The sequence below is a fragment of the Roseburia porci genome (assembly GCF_009695765.1).
Lineage (GTDB): Bacteria > Bacillota > Clostridia > Lachnospirales > Lachnospiraceae > Roseburia > Roseburia porci.
In genome coordinates this window covers 1-19659 of the sequence record NZ_VUNI01000020.1, presented here as the reverse complement: position 1 = coordinate 19659, position 19659 = coordinate 1, and the positions used below count along the sequence as shown (strand labels likewise).

The following is a 19659-nucleotide window of genomic DNA, read 5'->3' as shown; positions in this document are numbered from 1 at the left end:
CGGTAGCACCTTTTATGAGATAATAGTAACATCATTAACAAAACATGTCAAAAGAATTTTCATACATCGTTATTAAAATATCCGGTTTCTTCCCATACTGGAGCTATGTCAAGACTTTGGACATTGAAAATCAACAACATTTCCATCCTCATAATATTCAATTCCTCTATCTAAAATGTGCTGTCTAATAATGTATACTAGTTCATATTGTATCATACTTATTTTTCAAAGCCATATTCCGTCTTTAATCTTTCAAATATTTCAAATGCAACCAGACAAACCTGAACAGCCTCCAACATACTATACAAACTATGTAAACGTTCTGGCTGGTTTGTAGATGCATCTTTCTTTATATCAGATAAAGGTATACTCCCATAATAGCACTTACAACAATTTCTACATCTACTACAATCATACTCTTCAAACAATTTATTGTGTAATTTGGCAAATTGCTCATCTAATTTTTTTCATCTGCACTACACTTCAAAAACGTGCGGAACTCCAAATTTTCTCTTTCCATTTTCTCCGCCATATGTTTTATCTTTCTTGGTGCTATCATAATTGTCCTTCCCTGCATATAAATATTTTCACTATAAGTAATTTTACCACAGTTATCATAAAAAACACCCCAGAACAAAAGTCCTGGAGTGTAATATATCCTTTTCTGCCCAATACTCATTTGGATAAATCGATATATCATCTTTATGCTTTCGAATAATTCTTGTAGGTGTTTCTGTATTATCATAAACATGCATAATATCACATATTTCGAGCAGTTCTTTAATATTATTGATTGATTTGTAAAATCTTTCAATCACTTTTGAACTTTCAACACTATGACCACCCGATGCCACTCGTGATTCTATTCTAGTGATATTGATTTTAGGGTCAATAGTTAATACAAATACACACTTAATAAAATAGCCTTCTTCCTTTGCCTTTCTTAATATGTTTAATTTGTACTGAGATGATAATACCGTTTCAAAAGTAAAATCTTCTTTTTTATCAATAGACTCGTATCTCATTTTATCTACTAATATGGCTGATTCCATGTTATCCATTCCAGTTGCTGCAACAATATCATCCGCATTCGTGTATTTACCAACTTTGTCAAAAAATGTTGTGATTGTACTTTTACCAGAGCCATTAGGACCTGCTAACACAAGAATCATTGGCTTTTTGCTTTGTTTATAGCTGCTTTAACAGCCTCTGTAGCACGAGCATCCATTTCACTATCAGATACTGTCAGCGTAGTTTTCTCTTCTTCACTAGATACAACTTTTATCACTTTTCCACTCTTTGTACTTATGGTTGTCATAACTATGCTCCTTTCATGTAGATGCACTATCTATATTATGATTACTATCCAAATATACAAATATTCAATTATTTCATACAAATACATTTTACCACAGTTCTCACAAAAAAACACCCCAAGACAAATGTCCTGGAGTGTAATATACTGTTCTGAAACGTCCTGAGACGTTCTGGATTGTGAAATTGATTATCTCTTTGAGAACCAAAACTAACGTTTTGAGAGATGGAAAAGCCCTAAAATACAGGGTTTGTGGTTTTGGTTGTTGCATATGTGTTGCATACTGAGGGAGGCTGAGGACGGCTCAGCAAGCCCCATTGAAATCACAACAGCCACTCCGATTATTCTACATCACTTAATATATTCATTATCTCCTGCTTTAATTCAGGTAAATCAACTTGAATTGTATCCCAGGTAGACTGATAATCCAAATTTGAATATTGATGTGCAAATATATCCCTTATGCCGCACCATTGTCTCCAAGGAATTGTAGTATTTTCTTCACGAAGTTCTTCTGAAATTAATTTACAGAGCTCACCAATTTGAAGTACACACATACAGCAGGAATTTGTAAACACTGAATTTTCAACAAATGTTTCATAATCGTTATCAAACATTTTACTTGCCTCTTCCGCTTGATTACAATACACTAATATTTTCTTAAGAAGTATGATATCTTTACTCTTCATATAGTAATATCTCCGTTCCACTTATCGCTGTTGCAAATTCGGCTTCAATACCTGTAGTTGTAACTACATCCACTGATCGTTTCATTTTTTCTTCAACATCCTGACGAAAACCAGATAATTTGAGAAGTGACATTGGTTTTCCTTTCTCAATCAACAAATCAATATCACTATCTTCGTTTGCCGTTCCCTTTGCAAATGACCCAAAAAGATAGATTCTTTTTAATCCATATTCAATTGCCAGTGGTCTGATCATTGCTTTGATTGTATCAATTTCAGGCATATTACCAACCTCCATTCTCAACTATTATACTCATATTCTACCACAGTTATTAAAAAATAACATTATCTCTTTATCATATCATCCAAAAACATCCAAAAAGAATCCCAAATCTCTTCATACGTGATTTCTCCCATAAGATATCGAGCTACCTTACCGTCTTTTAAAAGAATCAACCAGTCGCCATCCACTGTTTTACCGATGACCTTTACATCATCTGCTACCTCTGTCAATTGTTCTTTAGCGTAATCACTGTCAAATTCTACTTGTGCATTTATTTGTTCCTCTATTGAAAAAATCTGACATTCCTCTCCTATGTAGAATCCATTACTAATTTTATAAACGGATTGTAACGATTCAATTGCAGTTTCCAGCACATCTTCTTTTCTGACACCTTTTGAGAAAAATCGAGGGCATGCACGTTTTTCTTCGCGAAGCAAATGTAAAGCCATTTTTTCTGAAATCTCATATGGTAGACGACTACTATTTATATATAAATCATATTGCTTTTCTCGATACTTCTCAACATCTGCGTCTTCTAACAATTCATTTTTCTTTCGAACTGCTTTATGTAGCTTTGATAATTCACTATTGTCATTAAATACTACAAATGTTTCCTCATCATTGCACAAAAGCACCGGTTCAAAGGCTCGCACAGAAATCACCTTTTGTTTTACTAATTCTTCTTTTACCCTACGACTCACAAGATAATGATTATCAACCATTATGATATCCTTGCCTTCCAACAACGAACGATTCACTATCATTGGTACAGATAGCATAGTCATATCAGTTCTTTTCGGATAATTTTCTATAATGTTACTTACCACTTTTGAAAATGGTTCTAAAAATGTTATTAGCTCTTTTTTAGATTTTTTGATAATTCTTTCGTCTACGAAGCCACCAAAATACCCATCTATAGCTTCATCCAAATATAGTCCATAGAAAGGCTTTGATGCATACCGTCCACTGTCAACAATCCATTTGGTATGACAGCCCTTTACTTCGAGTTCCTCTAAAATAGCATTTACTTTTTGACTGATTAAACACGGACCGAACGTATTATATATATGTTCTCTTAACTTATACCCTTTTACAGCATCGATATACTTCTTTGTTCTAGGTACTTTTTTCTCTTCTAGTTCAACAAAAGGAAGATTGTTTAAAATATACCATTCTATCGATTCCTCATCCTTAATCTTTATATCACATATTGTTCGTATTTTTACATTTTCATCTTGCGCCTTTGTTAATATCTTTTCAAATACATCTTCCGTAATAGTATCTTCTTTGATCCATCCCACAGAATCTGATTTAAAACCTAATTCACTCATAAAATTTCGATTGTAAGCATACTCTTCATCATCAACCAAATTTTTTCGACCAACATGAGCCCCATCCACAATCGCATGCAGTTCTAATTCATATTTATATTTTGAAAAATCAAGATGCTTCATAGTCCCTTAATCCTTTCAAGATACATAACTACTCTTTTTTATTACATAATATCTTTTATTTTTTATATTCATATATTAATTTTACCACAGTTTTTAGCAAAATAATACCACTGAGGATAAAACTATTGTTGCATACCTGCTGCATATATGTTGCATAAATACTTAATATTATATTCTCTATCATGAGAAAAACCCCAGAAACCGAAGTTTCTGAGGTTTGTAAAATACATATATAATTCTCTGACTAACGTTTTGAGAACTGTGGAGCACGACGAGCTGCTTTGAGACCGTATTTCTTACGCTCTTTCATACGTGGATCACGTGTTAAGAATCCAGCAGATTTTAATACTGGTCTGTAATCAGCGTCAACTGTTAATAATGCACGAGCGATACCATGTCTGATAGCTCCAGCCTGTCCTGTGTATCCGCCACCTCTAACGTTAACGATAACGTCGAATTTATCAGATGTCTCTGTAGCAACTAATGGCTGACGAACAACAACCTTTAATGTCTCTAATCCTAAATATTCATCAATGTCTCTTTTATTGATTGTGATCTTACCTGTTCCTGGTACTAAATATACTCTGGCAACAGATGATTTTCTTCTTCCGGTTCCGTAATACTTTGTATTAGCCAATGTAATTTACCTCCTTACCAATTAAAATGTTAAAGCTTCAGGTTTCTGAGCTGCATGTTTGTGATCTGGTCCAGCATATACAAATAATTTTGTATACATCTCGCGTCCTAAAGGTCCCTTTGGAAGCATGCCTTTTACAGCGAACTCAATAACTCTCTCTGGATGTTTGTTTAACATTTCTCTTAAAGTAGTCTCTTTCAGTCCACCTACGTATCCTGAATGATGATAGTAAACTTTCTGATCTAATTTCTTACCAGTAACTTTGACTTTCTCAGCGTTAACTACGATTACGTAATCACCTGTGTCAATGTGTGGTGTAAAAATTGGTTTATTCTTTCCTCTTAATACTTTAGCAACTTCTGATGCTAAACGTCCTAATGTCATTCCTTCAGCGTCAACTACATACCATTTTCTGTCGATTGTAGCAGGACTAGCCATAAATGTTTTCATCGGTTTTCCTCCTTGATTCATTCACAATAACTTACAATTGAGCTTCCGAGATCCCGTATGTCCGGACGTTATCTCTGCTCTCTTATACTTTATAGTTAAAATGCTCGCCGGGGCTTTGGCTTACATTTCTATACTATTCACAGACTTACATATTATAGTACACGTCACCTTGTGTGTCAAGCATAATTTCGACTTTATATGCTCTTTTCATATTCCAGTCCGATCATGGTAAGACCGTGTGCCGGAGCGGTCGGTCCCGCTGCACTCCGATCCTCTGCTGCAAGAATATCTTTCATCTGTTCGGGCTCCAGATCTCCGGCGCCGACCTTAATCAGCGTACCCGCAATAATGCGCACCATGTTATATAAAAATCCATTGCCTTTTACACGAATTGTGATAATATCTCCTGACTTATCCACATCACAGCTGTAGATTGTGCGGATAGATGTCTCGGACTGCATTTTCACAGAGGCAAAGCTCTTAAAATCATGCTCTCCAACCAGATAGGATGCTGCTGCTTTCATTTTCTCCACATCCAGATCGTAATGATAAAAGTACGTATCCAGCCTTCTTGTCGGCATGCGGAATTTCCGGTTCAGGATACGGTATTCATAGGTTTTCCGGCTTTTACTGAATCTCGGATGAAAATCCATCGGCACTTCGCAGGAGTCCTGTACAACAATGTCCTCCGGAAGTCTCTGGTTGACCGCATAGGAGATCTTCTCCGCCGGCATTCTTGTCTCCGTATCAAAAATGCAGACATTCCCAAGTGAGTGAACCCCTGCATCTGTCCGGCTTGCGCCGGTTACTTTAATTGACTCTCCTAACAGCGCTGAGAGTGCTTCGTTTAATTTCTGCTCGATGGTAACTCCGTTTGGCTGTATCTGCCATCCAGAGTAATTGGTTCCATCGTAAGCAACGATCATTTTTACACGTTTCATATCATGTGCTCCTGCTTTTTGTATTTCACTCTGATACGTCTTACCAGATTACATCGGGAACGGGAGTACAATTCTTGCCGCGATCACAAGTATCAGAAATACAATAACAAGCAGATAGGCTTTCCGGTCCTGTGCATTGTATTTCAGCGGTTTCATCTTTGTTCTTCCCTCTCCGCCATTATAGCAGCGGGCTTCCATCGCCATCGCAAGGTCATCTGCCCTGCGGAATGCGGATACAAATAACGGAACCAGAAGCGGAATCATCGCTTTTGCTTTCTGGATCAGATTGCCGTTTTCAAAATCAGCGCCTCTCGCCATCTGCGCTTTCATGATCTTATCCGTCTCTTCAATAAGGATCGGGATAAAACGAAGGGCAATTGACATCATCATTGCGATCGCATGAACCGGAACATTGATCTTTGCAAGTGGAGCAAGCGATTTTTCCAGACCGTCTGTAAGCTGGTTCGGTGTCGTAGTCAGTGTCATCAGGGATGTTCCGACGATCAGATAGATTAGGCGGATCACCATCACAACTGCATTTTTGATACCGCTATCAGATATCTGGAAAACGCCCCATTTCCACAATGTCACATCTCCAGGTGTCAGAAGCAGATTAAATGCCGCTGTGATTAAAAGCAGTACAACGATTGCCTTTAACCCCTTGACCATGAAGGAAAATGGAACTTTTGACAGCTTGATTACTGCCGCAAGTGCTGCGGTGATGATCACCAGTCCAAGCACTCCCTTAAAACAGAACAATGCAATAATATAAATTAATGTGGTAAATAATTTCACACGCGGGTCCAGCTTATGAATCGGCGATTCTGCCGGATAATACTGACCTATCGTAATATCTCGAATCATATCTTATCCTTATTCTCCTGTACAAATTCGATTGTTTTTATCTGAGTGCTGCAAGAATGCTGTTTCTTGCCTCTTCCACTGTTGTGGCATCCAGATCAACATCCAGACCTTTTTCTTTCAGTTCATGCATCAGATATGTCACCTGCGGTGCAGCAAGTCCGACTGCTTCCAGTTCTTTATAATGATGGAAAACATCTTTGGGAGTTCCATCATACATCACTTCTCCGCTGTTCATCACAATGATGCGTTCCACATATTTTGCCACATCCTCCATGCTGTGTGAAACAAGGATAACCGTAATTCCAAGTTCTTTGTGCATTTTGGCGATCAGGTTTAAGATCTCATCACGTCCGGCTGGATCAAGTCCTGCGGTCGGCTCATCTAATATCAGCACCTGCGGCTTCATCGCAAGCACACCTGCGATTGCGACTCTTCTCTTCTGACCGCCGGACAGATCAAACGGTGACTGATCATACAGTTCATCCGGGAAACCGACGTTATGAAGTGCCTCAAATGCCCGAAGTTCAACGGTCTTTTTATCCAGGCCCTGATTTTTCGGGCCAAAACATACATCCTCAAAAATCGTTGTCTCAAACAACTGATGCTCCGGATACTGAAATACCAGTCCCACCTGGCTGCGCAGATCTTTCATATTGTAATCATCCGCATAGATATCTTCCCCATTAAAATAAATGGTTCCTGAGGTTGCGCGGATCAGTCCGTTCAGATGCTGGATCAGTGTTGATTTTCCTGATCCGGTGTGACCGATGATTCCAATAAACTGACCATCATCGATCTTCAGATTGATGTCTTTTAATGCCTGAATCTGATATGCAGTTCCCTGACTGTAGCAATAATTGATTTTATCTAAAATAATTGGCATTTTTCGTTCCCTTTCTCATCTCACATCCATTACATGTGATTCCGGCATTTCATAATGCATTCCACAAGTTCTTCCCTTGTCAGAACGCCAAGCGGAATATCGAGTCCTGCATTACGGAGTTCATCCGCCAGAAGTGTGATCTGTGGAACATCCAGACGATGCTCCTTAAGCTCATCCACTCTGGAAAAAATCTCACGTGGTGTTCCCTGCATAACCACGTTTCCTTTTTCCATAACATATACATAATCAGCGTCTACGACTTCTTCCATATAATGTGTGATAAGAATGACCGTTACACCCTTTTTCTTATTCAGAGCATGTGCTGTCTCCAGCACTTCTTTCCGTCCGTTTGGATCTAACATGGCTGTCGGCTCATCAAATACGATGCATTTTGGTTCCATCGCAACCACTCCGGCGATTGCCACACGCTGCTTCTGTCCTCCGGAAAGTTTGTTCGGCGAATGCTTGCGGTATTTGGTCATTCCGACTGCATTTAAGCTGTAATTGACCCTTTCCCAGATCTCATCGGTTGGAACTCCGATATTCTCCGGTCCGAATCCAACATCTTCCTCTACAACACTGGCGATGATCTGGTTATCTGGGTTCTGGAAAACCATTCCTGCAGTCTGGCGGACCGGAAGAACATTCTCTTCCTTTGTCACGTCCATGCCGTCTACCCAGAGTGATCCCTCACTCGGTGATAAAAGCGCATTGATATGCTTTGCAAGTGTGGATTTTCCAGAGCCATTATGTCCAAGAATCGCAATAAACTGTCCTTCTTTGACATCCAGATCTACATGGTCAAGCGCCGTTGTAATTGCGGCTACATTGCCTTCTTCATCTCTGCGGATATATTCATGTACTAATTTGCTTGCCTTGATAATTCCCATACTAATCCTCCCATTTCAGACGATGCAGCTGGCCTTCCAGTTTCATATGGTCAAAATTATTCTGGCGTAAAGCCTCATAAAGTACAATTGCAACCGAATTGGAGAGATTTAAAGACCTTGTCTCTCCGATCATCGGAATGCGCACACAGGTATTCGGATTCTCTTTTAAGATCTCCTCCGGAATTCCTGCACTTTCTTTGCCAAACATAATATAACAGTCTGATTCATAATGCACATCCGAGTATACATGTCTTCCCTTTGTCGTTGCATAATAGATTTTCGCTCCCGGATTACGGTCACAGAAGTCCTCCCAGTTTACATAAGTCGTAACATCAAGATCCTTCCAGTAATCCATTCCCGCTCTTTTTAAATGTTTCTCATCCAGAGAAAATCCAAGCGGCTCGATCAGATGAAGTCTTGTTCCTGTTGCGACACAGGTCCTTCCGATATTTCCTGTATTAGCCGGGATCTCCGGCTCATGAAGTACAATGTTTAACTTAGCCATTTTATCTTCCTTTACTTTGTTTTCGTGGAATCTTTCTTTTCCCGAAGCTCTGTAATAAATTCTTCAATTCTTCCGAGTGCAACTTTTAAGTCTTCCAGTGAATATGCGTAGGAAACACGTAAAAATCCCTCTCCACAGTCACCGAATGCGGTTCCCGGTACAACTGCGACTTTCTTTGCATTTAACAGTGCTGTCGCAAATTCTTCCGATGTCATACCAAATTCTTTGATACATGGGAACATGTAAAAAGCACCAAACGGCTCAAAACATTCGAGTCCCATTTCTTTAAAACGATGCAGCAGATAACGTCTTCGTCCGTTATATTCTTCACGCATTTTCTGTACGTCTTCGTCTCCGTTTTTCATCGCATCGATTGCCGCATACTGGCTGGTCGTCGGTGCACACATGATTACATACTGATGGATCTTTAACATCTGTTTGATGATAATCTCCGGTCCGCATGCATATCCAAGTCTCCAGCCTGTCATTGCATGGGATTTGGAAAACCCGTTGATTACGATCGTACGCTCTTTCATTTCCGGAAGCGAAGCTATGGATACGTGGTTATCCGTATAAGTCAGTTCCGAATAGATTTCATCGCTCAGAACATACAGATCATGTTTTTTGATGATCTCGGCAATCGCCTCAAGATCTGATTTTTCCATAACTGCTCCGGTTGGATTGTTCGGATATGGAAGTACCAGAAGCTTTGTTTTCGGTGTGATCGCAGCCTCTAATTCTTCCGGTTTCAGACGGAATTCATTCTCTGCCTTCAGTTCGATAATGACCGGTGTTCCGTTTGCAAGTATACAACACGGATAATACGACACATAACTCGGCTGCGGAATCAACACTTCATCACCCGGATCAAGCATTGCACGCATTGCAATATCAATTGCCTCACTGCCTCCGACTGTAATCATCATTTCTTTGTTAAAATCATATTCCAGACCATAACGGCGGTGTAAGAATTTCGCGATCTCCATTCTCAGCTCTTTTAAACCTGAATTGGATGTATAAAAAGTTCTTCCCTTTTCCAGGGAATAAATCCCCTCATCGCGGATATGCCATGGGGTATCAAAATCCGGCTCACCAACTCCAAGTGAGATTGCATCCTTCATCTCACTTACGATATCAAAAAACTTACGGATTCCTGATGGCTGGATGGTAACGATTGTTTTTGATAATGGGTCTCTCATTAGAACATCATAATCCTTTCATCTTTTGCTGGTTCTGCCATAACAGTTCCGTGGTCTTTGTATTTTTTCAGAATAAAGTTGGTCTTTGTGCTGAGCACTGCATCAAGCGGAGACAGTTTATCAGATACAAACTGGGAAACCTCTCTTAATGTTTTTCCCTCGATCGTAACCATAAAATCAAATCCGCCGGAAATCAGATATACGGAATTGACTTCCGGATAATTGTAAATACGCTCTGCAACCTTATCAAATCCCATGCCTCTCTGTGGTGTAACACGTACTTCGATCAGAGCGGTCACTTTCTCGATTCCTGCCTTATCCCAGTCGATCAGGGTATGATATCCACAAATGATACGTTCCTTTTCCATTGCTTCAAGCTCGTTCATAACCGATGCCTTATCCACACCAAGTATAATTGCAAGCTCCTCTAAATCGATTCTGCTGTTTTTCTCTATAAATGTTAAAATCTTCTCTCTCATGACAAATCTCCTATTTTATTGATTTCATCCGTCTGCGGTGTCTCTAAAAATCTCCGCTCATCCTCATTCAATAACACACGGTCATTGCTGTCCGTGGCTTTTCCGATGATGGAAGCTGTACCGCCGGCTTTTTCAATTTCTCTTACGATAGCATTGCCATCCGCGGCTGCCATCAGCATACAGCCTCCGGAAACCAGTTTATATGGATTGATTCCGAAAAACTCACAGATCTCCACGGTTTCCTGACGAAGCGGTATCTTCTTTAAGTCGATTTCAAGTCCGACGCCAGATGCTTCTGCCATTTCCCAGAGTGCGGCAAAAATTCCGCCTTCCGAGACATCGTGCATTGCACTCACGCCAGACATACAGGCGACTGCGGCCTCCGAAAGAATCGGAATGTATACTTCGAGTTTCTTTGCTTTATCTATGAACGGCTGTGCATAACGCGTCCGAAGCTCCTCTTCCTTCGCGTTTGCGATCCGTACAGTTCCTTCTAATGCGATCCAGTTTGTCGCAATGATGTCCATTCCCGGCTTTACCCCTGATGTCCGGACAAGTTTGTCTTTCTGTGTGCGGCCGACACCGGTTACTGTAATCACCGGTTGATTTACCGCCCTTGTAACCTCAGTATGTCCCCCAAGGATAGCAAGCTTCTGTGCCTGACATGCTTCGGAAAGCTTCTGTATCAGAGTCCGAAGCTGTGGTTCATTGGCGCTGGTCGGAAAAAGTACAGTGACCATGATTCCAACCGGAGCTGCACCTGCGGATGCAAGGTTATTTACCGCTCTCCAGACGACACGTTTCGCCAGTTCTTCCGGCTGTTCCAATGATCCAAAAACAGGATCAGAAGACAACACAACGGTATTCTGATCTCTCAGGTCGATTGCAGCACAGTCTTCCCCTACTGCAGCACCCAGCAGTACCTCTTCAGATTCTGTATGCAATTGTCTGAGTACGGAACGTTTCAGTACCGATTCTGCAATTTTACCTGCTTTCATAGCTTCCTCCATGTCGCTCTGTCACTTATTATCGCATATCTTCATTTATGCACGCAAGGCTGTCCCGGGATTCCGGGGCAGCCCATAGCGGACCACAGCGTCTTTCCTGTGTATCCTCGTAACTTTTTTATTTTCTTTTATCCCATAATCGAATTGGGTTCTCAGACACTCTTATGGATTCGTAGCAGCCTGCGCATTTGGATCTGTTGTTCCGCTTGTCTGATCTGCTGTTCCACTTCCCGAATCGGTTGTGTTGGTTCCCTGATCTGTTGGTGTCGTCTGCGTATCCGTCGATTGCTGTGCATTTGGATCCGCTGGCTGCTGTGCATTCGGATCGGTTTGCTGTTGATCTGCCGGCTGTTGCGCATTCGGATCGGTTGGCTGCTGATCCGGATTCTGCGCATTTGGATCTGCTGCAGCTGCAATTTCTCCCTGTACCGCAGCAATTGCACCCTGGATCTGTGCTTCATCATTGGAGCCCACAGCGCCCTGAATCTGCGCAGCCTGTTCTTCGGATGCACCTCCGGTTCCAACTGTTATAATCTTCGGTGATGCCTTATACGTACTATTGTTAAATACTTCACGGCTCTGCTCCACACCATCCACAGTTACCACCTTCCACAGGCGTGCTTTGTAACCGGTATGGGAAGACTGATCCACATGATAGTATCCAACCGGCTGTGAAGATGTCACATTGTACTGTACTTCCGGATTAATTGTTTCAAGTGTCTCACTCTCAAAAGATACCTGACGGTTCGCAGGTCTTGTCTCCTCACCGTAAACCGTAAATGTCAGCACTCCGCCGGAGCAGCTTCCCTCAATATAAATTGGGGCATCACTGTTATTTACAAATTTAAAGTCTTTATAATCACCTGCGATTGCCGCATCAGCGGAAAGATCCACATATCCAACGGTCATAGAATGATTGAATCTTGCTGTCACTTCCAGTTCTGCACGGATAACTGCATTGTAAAGTGTCGTAGACACCTGACAGATACCACCACCAAATGATTCGACTGTCGTGCCATTTGAATAAGAGGCTGCAAGTGCATATCCGTTGTCTTCTGTGTACGGACGCATTGCCGCATCTGCAGAAAATTCTTCTCCAGGATATACCACGCTGCCATTGATGCTTTCACATCCACGGGTAACATTCTGTGTACGCCCTGCACTGTTTAACGGGAACGTTGTTGTAAAGGTTCCGAGTACATCCTTTACCTTTGCAAGTTCTTCCTCTGAACCTTCCGGTTTCACATCATTTACGACAAGCTGGATCGTATTATTGCTTCCATCCCACTGATCAACCAGAAAATCATTGATTGCGTAAACAGACTGTACATAATCCACTTCCTGTCCATCCTGTCCGTCAATGATCGTAAATGCACCGTTTTCTCGTTTAAGTCCCATATTGACTGCTTTCACATTCAGGGAATCTCCATTGGCATAAAGGAGGTTCGCAGTCTTCTGCTTATCTACCTGAAGTTTCATATCAATCACAACATCGGACTTCTCAAGTTCCTGTGTTTCTTTATATCTGCGGATCAGGCTTCCGGATTTTCCAACTGCCCGGGCTTTCTCCACTGCGGAATCCACATCAGCGGTAACACCCATATCCTCTGCTGTCGCTTCCACAGTCTTATCCTCTGCCCCTGTCAGGGTAAATGTTGCTGCCTTCAGACTGTTTATGTATTCCGTGACCGCATTTTTTGCATCACTGCCTGTCATTCCACTGACATCCACAGAACCGATCTTCACACCGTCTGCAATCGTCTGGGCATCCTGCGAGCCAACTGCTGAACCTGTGTCTTTATCGTCTGCCTTTACTTTTTCTGAGTTTCCAAATGCCAGCACAACCGCAACTGCAAGCGCTATGAGCGGCATCCAATTCTTGATTTTTTTCATTCTATATCCTCTGATTTATTTTATACATGCTACGGATTATTTTATAACATACCGGTGCATATTTTCAAGGTTGAATATCCACAAAACAATATGCATGATTCGGCTGTTTTGGGTGACAATTCACAGTTCGCAGTATCCTTAAATAAACAGGCAGGAAAGGATGGTTGTCACAAGCATTGCCGCTGCGACGATCAGTACGATGACTGCTATTGCTTTCTTTTTCTTTGGATTTCCATTAAAATTATACATTTTGTTCACCTCGTCCTAAAAATCGGTTATACTATCATTATCATATTGAAAGGAGCTTTTCTTTATGCTTCCATTTTTAACCTTTTGTATCCTTTTTGTTCTGGTCCTTGCTCATTTCCGCCGGAAAAACGATGCCGCCCAGTCCAAAGTCGAAGAAGACTTCTGGAGCCGCGAATATGAATCTAACGCAACAAGACGTCAGGATATCAGCGAATTAGATTATATTACCATACCTCTGGGAAAATTACCACTGGATCTGGACACCGATTCTTCCCGCAGGATCCAGTCACTTGCCAGTGAAAAAATGATCGATCTGAGTTCTTATACCAACACCGATCTGAAATTAAAATACGGTGCTGCCAACCTTGAGACGCTTTCCAAATACGAATGCAATTACGTAGACCTCGAAAAAGCGCTCGACATCTATGCTTCCGAACTTCTGGATCATGACCGTACACAGGATGCGATCACCATACTCGAATACGCTGTTGCGATCGGAAGCGACGTCGGACACACCTATCTGACGCTCGCTGATCTTTATCATGATACCGGCGAAAACGCCAAAACCCAGGAACTGATCACGCATGCCAGAGAACATGCTTCGTTAAACCGGCAGCCATTTCTTGACAAAATGCAGGATTATCTTACCTGATTTTCTGTGGTCTTCCATAGGCTGCATAATACTGGTCGATCAGTCTGGATGCCTGGCTTCTTGTCAGCGTATCCCAAATAATCTCATCTTCTATCTGATAGTAATCAATCAGCTCCCGCAGACGCTCCACCTGATGGCTGGTGGCAGGCGTCTGTTTTTTGACTTTGCACTGTAAAACGGCTGGTTTCAGATATGCCTCTTTATCCCGTTCCTTCAGTTCCGGGCGTTTTGCGATCTCATTCATAAGGATCTCAAACAACCGCTGCGTCTGGATTGCGTCATCCAGTGCACGATGTCCCTGTTCCCGCCTGATCTGATAATAACTGCACAAAGCCTCGAGATTTTTGGGTTGTTCCTGCGGAAGCAGTTTTCTCGCAAGTTTCAGCGTATCCAGTGCTTTCAGTTCGAGTGGTCTTTTCCGGTTTACTGCCCATTGTTTCAGGAAACTGTAATCAAAGATCACGTTTTGTCCCACGATCACATCTTCTCCGATAAAATCAATAAGCCCACCGATTGCTTCATCTGGTTCCATGGCATTTTCCACCATGGCATCTGTAATTCCGGTGATTTCCGTAATCCTTTGCGGAATCGGCCGGTGCGGATTTACAAGCATCCCATACGTATCTGCGATCTGCCCGTTTTGCACACGGACAGCACCAATTTCCGTGATCCGATCCTCTTTTACCGAAAGTCCGGTCATTTCCAAATCGATCACCGTATAATCATTCCACATTTCCATCTACATACTCCACTTCTGCCTGATGATCCAGCGGATCTCTCCGGTCATAATGAAACAGCGCCCAAACCGGTTCTTTCTGATATTCCGGAAGTGCCGTCAGCGTACGCTCTGTCTTTTGGGGGAAAATATAATGAAACGGTTCCACATGTGAGATCTTTCCGTTTTTACAATAAAGATGTGTAACCTTCCTAAATTCCGATGGATCTGGCGCCCACGCCGGACGGCTCTTGCAATTCTCCCTGTAATAAAGATCAAATGTCAATGCCTCCTGCATCATGTCAAGCAGCTCCTTTTGTTTTTCTTGTTCCTGCAAAAACTCCAGAAGGATCTCCGCACGTCGGTTTCTGGAATGGTTCATGCCAAAATAACCCTTACGCTCGTAGAATTCTCCAAGCCTCTGGAACATCCCGAATGCACTTGCAAAGAAAAGTTCCATAACTTTGATCGAAATCTCAAACTGTCCGCTGTTATAATATACCTCTAACATTTCCTCCACCTGTTTGATCCTTAGCACATCCGGATAGGGAAGCCATCTGGTCGAAAGCACCTCATATGGTGCCTTGTCATGATAACGGATGTCGTATTCCTCTGCGTGTTCATACATGTAAGAACCCTTCAGCACCTTTAAAAATCCAAGCTGGAGCTGGTTTGGTTTCAGCGCATAGATCTCATCAAAAGATTTCTGAAACGTCGGATAATCCTCATAAGGGAGTCCTGCGATCAGATCCAGGTGTTCATGGATGTTCGCACCCTTTTGTATTCTGCGCACGATCTGTTTTAACACATTCAGTTTCATCGTCCGGTGTATTTCGTGGATTGTAACCTCATTTGTAGACTGCACGCCGACTTCCAGCTGGATAAGTCCCGGTCTCATATCTGATATCAGCTCCAGTTCTTCTTCATTGAGCAGATCTGCCGATATCTCAAAATGAAAATTCGTAACTCCATTGTCATGTTCCTTCACATAACGCCAGATCTCCATCGCATGTTCATGATTGCAGTTGAATGTACGGTCTACAAATTTGATCTGCGGAACCTTCTGATCGATAAAAAACTGCAGTTCTTCCTTTACAAGATCCAGATTGCGGAAGCGGAGCTTCTTATCAATGGAAGACAGACAATAGCTGCAGGAAAACGGACAGCCTCTGCTGCTCTCATAATAAATGATACGATTGGAAAAATCCTCCATTCTGTCATAACAGAATGGGATTTTGCTCATGTCTGTGATTCCACGCGCTTTTGTAAAATGCACGTTCTCTTTCCCTTTCTCATTTGAGAAAGTTTCTCGATACGCAATTCCTGCGATTCCAGAAAGTCCTGCATCTGCAGTCTGGCTGTTCTGTGTCCGGTCATAAAATTCGCATAATTCCCGAAAAGTATCTTCGCCCTCACCAATCATAACGCCGGTGATCCATGGGTGCTCCAAAAGAAATGTTTTCACTTCGTAAGAGACCTCCGGTCCGCCAACCCAGATTGGCACTTCCGGGCAGATCTTATGGAATTCCTTTGAGATTTCCAGCACATAATCAATGTTCCAGATGTAGCAGGAAAAAAGAAGCACATCCGGCTTCGCCTTATAAACATGCTCTAAAATATAGTCTTTCTGATTGTTGATCGTGAACTCTGCAATCTCAATATTTTCCTTTTCCTGTCCTGCACAGGCCCTCAGACTGTAAACCGCAAGATTCGAATGAATATATTTGGCATTAATTGCCGTCAGTAAAAAGTTCATATATGCTCCTTGTTTGCATTCAATGCATTTTTATGGTATTTTTATTATTAGAATGATCGATGTTAGAATGAACGGAAGGTAAATGAATGTCAACAGAAGAATTTGAATCTCTTGCACAATTATTTAAAATATTTGGCACACCGACAAGACTGCAGATCCTGTTTTGTCTGATGGGTGGTGAGAAATGTGTCTATGACATTGCTGATGAGCTTGGTATGTCCCAAAGTGCAATTTCTCACCAGCTCAGTATTTTAAAAGAGAACCGCCTGATCAAGAATCGCCGTGAAGGAAAGACGATTTATTACTCCCTTCTCGATTCCCACGTCATGACGATCATCGAACAGGGGCTTGACCATGTTCGTGAATAGTACTGGTCTTTTCCAGGTATCCATGCTCCGGTGATCCGGAGCTTTTTATTTTGCTGGAAAATTCATCCCATCCATATAGAGTGTCTGAAAAAGCGGATGCTCCGCCAATACAACTTCTTCTGCCATATCTGCAATCTGTTCCATCTTCACTCCTGCTGCTTTGGGAATCTCCAGATAACGTTCTGCACCGTCTAACGAACTGTTTCCAATCGCCTGAATTTTCCCCTCAAATTCTTTTGGGAGAAGTCCGATTGCAATGGCATCTTCCGGATTCAGATAATATCCCATCCCTCCCGCGAGATAAACCTTATCCACATCCGCCGGACGAATACCGCAGGTTTTCAACAATATCTGTACACCGGCGTGGATTGCTGCTTTTGCCATCTGGATATCGCGGATGTCCTCCTGTGTCATTCGGATTGCGTTCCTGGTTCCAACCGGATAACCTTCTTCAAAAAATGGATCTGCAAGAAGCCCGGTCTCATCCATTACTCCATCTGTAAGCATCTGACGCAGTGCTTTCATGATCCCAGAGCCATAAATATGCTGTGCCAGCTCACTTCCTTCAAACGCCGGTCCTGCGGATGCCGATGCAACAAAAAGATGGCGGCTGTTTCCGATTGCCATCTCGCCATTAGTTCCAAGATCCAGAAACAATGAGATCTTCTCACTCTCTGTCATCCCGCACGCATAAATTCCACTCACAATATCCGCCCCGACAAACGCTGAAATTCCTGGAAGGAAAACCAGTCTGCTTCCTTTTTTCATGCCTGCCATACCGCCATCCAGCTCATGCAGCTTCAGTGTCACCGGCTGAAACGGTGCTGCCCCGAGTCCCACACAGGATAATCCCTCCAGCAGATGCTGCATTGTCGTATTTGCTGAAATAATAACCGGCGATGCGCCGCCAACCGCCTTCTGTAAAGACTCTGCGATCAGCTTTTGCAGTTTCTCTCCATTTCCTTCTACAGCTGCACGGATCCTGCTCATGACGTCAGCCCCATATACCCGTTGTGGATTCGTAAACTTCTGTTCCTTCACATCTCCATCTGAAAAAATGCGCACTGCTACTGTCGTTGTACCAATATCCACTGCGGCGCCATGTATGTCCGGATTCACATTACGTAAGTCTTCCGTCTCACGTTTTTGGGAATGATTCTGTGTGGAAGTAACCGCATCAAATTCCGTCTGTTTCGGAATGGTCACCTCATACATTCCCGGTTTGCAAAACTGGCAGGCTTTCACTTTTCCAATTCCATAAACCATCACCTCACACCTGCCACAGGTTCCGTTCCCACCACATGGTGCATCCATATTCACTTGTATTCTCTGTAATGCTCCAAGCATTGTCTCGCCCGGAAAAACCATAATCCTCATATGTCTGTTATTATACTCTGCCTGCAACAAAAAAACCAGCTGTATCCTTCCAGCTGGTCTCTATCTGAATCTGTATACGGCTCCTCCGCTCTACAGAACTGTATTTAGACGGAACTAGTAAAGCCCCAACCCCCTGTTCACCTTTGCGAACCGTTAAAACCTTGTAGTCCCTATGATATGTAAAAGAACCTTCCCCGGTTCTTTCCATCTGAATTGATCACCCTCAATTCATGCTTTTATTATATCGAACAAATATGTACAGAATGTGTGCAATTTCGAAACGATTTCTAAAAAAGCAAAAGATTTTCTTAATTTAAAGAATATCCATCACGCAGCGCACGGTCACATCGACTCCGGCGATCCATAAAAGAACCGCTCCGATCACATATGCTTTGTTTTTAAATTCAAATCCATAATGATATCCGGTATACATTCCTGCTACAACTACGACAACACTAAACAGGATGATAAATGCGACTAATCCAAGAAAACTTGTCCCCAGGAGTCCAAATGCTACTCCTGTCAAAAGTGTATAGAGGCTGGTCACTGCTACCATTCTGACAAAACGTTTAAATCCAAGATTCGTCTCACAGTGCTCTTCGATCCGTTCATTTTTTACGGCTTTTACCATGAGGCGGATGCCAAGTCCAAAGAAGATTACGATTGCGATCGCATGCCCAAGAAACATCTCACTCTGCTCCGATGTTCTGATATAGATCCAGTCCGACAGAAAATGTCCGACAAATAACGCTGCCAGCTGCCATAATGTCACCAGTCCACAGATGATTGCAAGATGCACTTTATTAATTTTTTTGACCAGCGAACCCTGACATTCTACTGCTCCAAATATGTCCAGGGATATTCCTGCGATGATCAAAAGATTCTCTATCCAGCTCATGTTTATCCTCCTCACTTGAGCAACTTAATTTACTAAAACTTCCCACACCGATACGATGTGTTGAACCTTGAAAATTCAATATTTCAGCCAATAAAAAAGGCATAAACCTGTTCTGTTTGGTATAATGGAATTGACTAGAAACCATTTTAACAAAGGAG

General features: G+C 42.1%; 22 protein-coding genes. 2 read left to right on the top strand and 20 right to left on the bottom strand.

Annotated elements, in window-relative coordinates:
* Positions 1-614 precede the first annotated feature (614 nt).
* The 16 genes from FYJ75_RS10950 to FYJ75_RS10875 all read right to left on the bottom strand — a co-directional run bounded on the left by FYJ75_RS10950 (position 615) and on the right by FYJ75_RS10875 (position 13486).
* Positions 615-1172, bottom strand: coding sequence for a zeta toxin family protein (locus tag FYJ75_RS10950; protein WP_154430490.1), 558 nt, complete (start codon positions 1170-1172; stop codon positions 615-617).
* Complete coding sequence (locus tag FYJ75_RS10945) at positions 1169-1318, bottom strand: hypothetical protein (RefSeq protein WP_154430489.1); 150 nt, start codon at positions 1316-1318, stop codon at positions 1169-1171. The genes FYJ75_RS10950 and FYJ75_RS10945 overlap by 4 nt, the downstream gene beginning before the upstream one ends.
* Before the next feature lie 338 nt (positions 1319-1656).
* On the bottom strand, positions 1657-2004 hold the full coding sequence (locus tag FYJ75_RS10940; protein WP_154430488.1) for a HepT-like ribonuclease domain-containing protein: 348 nt from the start codon (positions 2002-2004) through the stop codon (positions 1657-1659).
* Positions 1994-2284 carry a nucleotidyltransferase family protein gene (locus FYJ75_RS10935; protein ID WP_195838996.1) on the bottom strand — a complete coding sequence of 97 codons (291 nt, stop codon included), beginning with the start codon at positions 2282-2284 and terminating at the stop codon, positions 1994-1996. The genes FYJ75_RS10940 and FYJ75_RS10935 overlap by 11 nt, the downstream gene beginning before the upstream one ends.
* Positions 2285-2346: 62 nt before the next feature.
* Positions 2347-3738, bottom strand: coding sequence for an SMI1/KNR4 family protein (locus FYJ75_RS10930; RefSeq protein WP_154430486.1), 1392 nt, complete (start codon positions 3736-3738; stop codon positions 2347-2349).
* A 244-nt stretch (positions 3739-3982) separates the two neighbouring features.
* Entirely contained in the window at positions 3983-4375 is a 393-nt protein-coding gene (rpsI, locus tag FYJ75_RS10925; RefSeq protein ID WP_154430485.1) for a 30S ribosomal protein S9, read from the bottom strand.
* 21 nt (positions 4376-4396) lie between these two features.
* Complete coding sequence (gene rplM / locus FYJ75_RS10920; protein WP_154430484.1) at positions 4397-4825, bottom strand: 50S ribosomal protein L13; 429 nt, start codon at positions 4823-4825, stop codon at positions 4397-4399.
* Positions 4826-5019: 194 nt separating this feature from the next.
* Positions 5020-5766 (bottom strand): tRNA pseudouridine(38-40) synthase TruA, encoded by a 747-nt coding sequence (gene truA, locus FYJ75_RS10915; protein WP_154430483.1) that lies wholly within the window; start codon positions 5764-5766, stop codon positions 5020-5022.
* Between the two features lie 48 nt (positions 5767-5814).
* Positions 5815-6630: an energy-coupling factor transporter transmembrane component T family protein gene (locus FYJ75_RS10910; RefSeq protein WP_154430482.1), complete on the bottom strand. Its 816-nt coding sequence runs from the start codon at positions 6628-6630 to the stop codon at positions 5815-5817.
* 37 nt (positions 6631-6667) lie between these two features.
* The gene (locus FYJ75_RS10905; protein WP_154430481.1) at positions 6668-7513 is read right to left on the bottom strand and encodes an energy-coupling factor transporter ATPase; all 846 of its coding nucleotides are present in this window, start codon (positions 7511-7513) and stop codon (positions 6668-6670) included.
* 29 nt (positions 7514-7542) lie between these two features.
* Positions 7543-8403 carry an energy-coupling factor transporter ATPase gene (locus FYJ75_RS10900; protein ID WP_154430480.1) on the bottom strand — a complete coding sequence of 287 codons (861 nt, stop codon included), beginning with the start codon at positions 8401-8403 and terminating at the stop codon, positions 7543-7545.
* Between the two features lies 1 nt (position 8404).
* Positions 8405-8908 (bottom strand): tRNA (cytidine(34)-2'-O)-methyltransferase, encoded by a 504-nt coding sequence (locus tag FYJ75_RS10895; RefSeq protein WP_154430479.1) that lies wholly within the window; start codon positions 8906-8908, stop codon positions 8405-8407.
* An 11-nt stretch (positions 8909-8919) separates the two neighbouring features.
* On the bottom strand, positions 8920-10107 hold the full coding sequence (locus FYJ75_RS10890; protein ID WP_154430478.1) for a pyridoxal phosphate-dependent aminotransferase: 1188 nt from the start codon (positions 10105-10107) through the stop codon (positions 8920-8922).
* Positions 10107-10586 (bottom strand): Lrp/AsnC family transcriptional regulator, encoded by a 480-nt coding sequence (locus tag FYJ75_RS10885; RefSeq protein WP_154430477.1) that lies wholly within the window; start codon positions 10584-10586, stop codon positions 10107-10109. The genes FYJ75_RS10890 and FYJ75_RS10885 overlap by 1 nt, the downstream gene beginning before the upstream one ends.
* Positions 10583-11584: an AIR synthase family protein gene (locus FYJ75_RS10880; RefSeq protein ID WP_195838995.1), complete on the bottom strand. Its 1002-nt coding sequence runs from the start codon at positions 11582-11584 to the stop codon at positions 10583-10585. The genes FYJ75_RS10885 and FYJ75_RS10880 overlap by 4 nt, the downstream gene beginning before the upstream one ends.
* A gap of 171 nt (positions 11585-11755) precedes the next feature.
* The gene (locus FYJ75_RS10875) at positions 11756-13486 is read right to left on the bottom strand and encodes a VanW family protein (RefSeq protein ID WP_154430475.1); all 1731 of its coding nucleotides are present in this window, start codon (positions 13484-13486) and stop codon (positions 11756-11758) included.
* 313 nt (positions 13487-13799) lie between these two features.
* On the opposite strand from FYJ75_RS10875, the gene FYJ75_RS10870 reads away from it, so the two are divergent.
* The gene (locus tag FYJ75_RS10870; RefSeq protein WP_154430474.1) at positions 13800-14387 is read left to right on the top strand and encodes a hypothetical protein; all 588 of its coding nucleotides are present in this window, start codon (positions 13800-13802) and stop codon (positions 14385-14387) included.
* On the opposite strand, the gene FYJ75_RS10865 is transcribed toward FYJ75_RS10870, so the two are convergent.
* Positions 14380-15126 (bottom strand): 3'-5' exonuclease, encoded by a 747-nt coding sequence (locus FYJ75_RS10865; RefSeq protein WP_328596927.1) that lies wholly within the window; start codon positions 15124-15126, stop codon positions 14380-14382. The two genes, FYJ75_RS10870 and FYJ75_RS10865, sit on opposite strands and share 8 nt — an antisense overlap.
* On the bottom strand, positions 15110-16858 hold the full coding sequence (locus tag FYJ75_RS10860) for a B12-binding domain-containing radical SAM protein (RefSeq protein WP_154430473.1): 1749 nt from the start codon (positions 16856-16858) through the stop codon (positions 15110-15112). Before FYJ75_RS10860 ends, FYJ75_RS10865 begins: the two co-directional genes overlap by 17 nt.
* 86 nt (positions 16859-16944) lie before the next feature.
* Here FYJ75_RS10860 and FYJ75_RS10855 point away from each other — a divergent pair, with 86 nt between their 5' ends.
* Positions 16945-17226: an ArsR/SmtB family transcription factor gene (locus tag FYJ75_RS10855; protein ID WP_154430472.1), complete on the top strand. Its 282-nt coding sequence runs from the start codon at positions 16945-16947 to the stop codon at positions 17224-17226.
* A 45-nt stretch (positions 17227-17271) separates the two neighbouring features.
* On the opposite strand, the gene FYJ75_RS10850 is transcribed toward FYJ75_RS10855, so the two are convergent.
* The gene (locus FYJ75_RS10850; protein WP_154430471.1) at positions 17272-18603 is read right to left on the bottom strand and encodes an ASKHA domain-containing protein; all 1332 of its coding nucleotides are present in this window, start codon (positions 18601-18603) and stop codon (positions 17272-17274) included.
* Positions 18604-18916: 313 nt separating this feature from the next.
* Positions 18917-19501, bottom strand: a complete 585-nt coding sequence (locus FYJ75_RS10845; protein WP_154430470.1) for a manganese efflux pump MntP — start codon at positions 19499-19501, stop codon at positions 18917-18919.
* Positions 19502-19659: the final 158 nt, after the last annotated feature.

What these genes read in the sequence shown, in the direction of transcription:
- FYJ75_RS10870 (WP_154430474.1), top strand. Translation starts at nt 13,800, where the DNA reads ATGCTTCCATTTTTAACCTTTTGTATCCTTTTTGTTCTGGTCCTTGCT.
- FYJ75_RS10930 (WP_154430486.1), bottom strand. Translation starts at nt 3,738, where the DNA reads ATGAAGCATCTTGATTTTTCAAAATATAAATATGAATTAGAACTGCAT.
- FYJ75_RS10895 (WP_154430479.1), bottom strand. Translation starts at nt 8,908, where the DNA reads ATGGCTAAGTTAAACATTGTACTTCATGAGCCGGAGATCCCGGCTAAT.
- FYJ75_RS10910 (WP_154430482.1), bottom strand. Translation starts at nt 6,630, where the DNA reads ATGATTCGAGATATTACGATAGGTCAGTATTATCCGGCAGAATCGCCG.
- truA (WP_154430483.1), bottom strand. Translation starts at nt 5,766, where the DNA reads ATGAAACGTGTAAAAATGATCGTTGCTTACGATGGAACCAATTACTCT.
- FYJ75_RS10890 (WP_154430478.1), bottom strand. Translation starts at nt 10,107, where the DNA reads ATGAGAGACCCATTATCAAAAACAATCGTTACCATCCAGCCATCAGGA.
- FYJ75_RS10900 (WP_154430480.1), bottom strand. Translation starts at nt 8,403, where the DNA reads ATGGGAATTATCAAGGCAAGCAAATTAGTACATGAATATATCCGCAGA.
- FYJ75_RS10855 (WP_154430472.1), top strand. Translation starts at nt 16,945, where the DNA reads ATGTCAACAGAAGAATTTGAATCTCTTGCACAATTATTTAAAATATTT.
- FYJ75_RS10865 (WP_328596927.1), bottom strand. Translation starts at nt 15,126, where the DNA reads ATGGAAATGTGGAATGATTATACGGTGATCGATTTGGAAATGACCGGA.
- FYJ75_RS10940 (WP_154430488.1), bottom strand. Translation starts at nt 2,004, where the DNA reads ATGAAGAGTAAAGATATCATACTTCTTAAGAAAATATTAGTGTATTGT.
- rplM (WP_154430484.1), bottom strand. Translation starts at nt 4,825, where the DNA reads ATGAAAACATTTATGGCTAGTCCTGCTACAATCGACAGAAAATGGTAT.
- FYJ75_RS10945 (WP_154430489.1), bottom strand. Translation starts at nt 1,318, where the DNA reads ATGACAACCATAAGTACAAAGAGTGGAAAAGTGATAAAAGTTGTATCT.
- FYJ75_RS10875 (WP_154430475.1), bottom strand. Translation starts at nt 13,486, where the DNA reads ATGAAAAAAATCAAGAATTGGATGCCGCTCATAGCGCTTGCAGTTGCG.
- FYJ75_RS10905 (WP_154430481.1), bottom strand. Translation starts at nt 7,513, where the DNA reads ATGCCAATTATTTTAGATAAAATCAATTATTGCTACAGTCAGGGAACT.
- FYJ75_RS10950 (WP_154430490.1), bottom strand. Translation starts at nt 1,172, where the DNA reads ATGATTCTTGTGTTAGCAGGTCCTAATGGCTCTGGTAAAAGTACAATC.
- FYJ75_RS10860 (WP_154430473.1), bottom strand. Translation starts at nt 16,858, where the DNA reads ATGAACTTTTTACTGACGGCAATTAATGCCAAATATATTCATTCGAAT.
- FYJ75_RS10850 (WP_154430471.1), bottom strand. Translation starts at nt 18,603, where the DNA reads ATGAGGATTATGGTTTTTCCGGGCGAGACAATGCTTGGAGCATTACAG.
- FYJ75_RS10935 (WP_195838996.1), bottom strand. Translation starts at nt 2,284, where the DNA reads ATGCCTGAAATTGATACAATCAAAGCAATGATCAGACCACTGGCAATT.
- FYJ75_RS10845 (WP_154430470.1), bottom strand. Translation starts at nt 19,501, where the DNA reads ATGAGCTGGATAGAGAATCTTTTGATCATCGCAGGAATATCCCTGGAC.
- FYJ75_RS10880 (WP_195838995.1), bottom strand. Translation starts at nt 11,584, where the DNA reads ATGAAAGCAGGTAAAATTGCAGAATCGGTACTGAAACGTTCCGTACTC.
- FYJ75_RS10885 (WP_154430477.1), bottom strand. Translation starts at nt 10,586, where the DNA reads ATGAGAGAGAAGATTTTAACATTTATAGAGAAAAACAGCAGAATCGAT.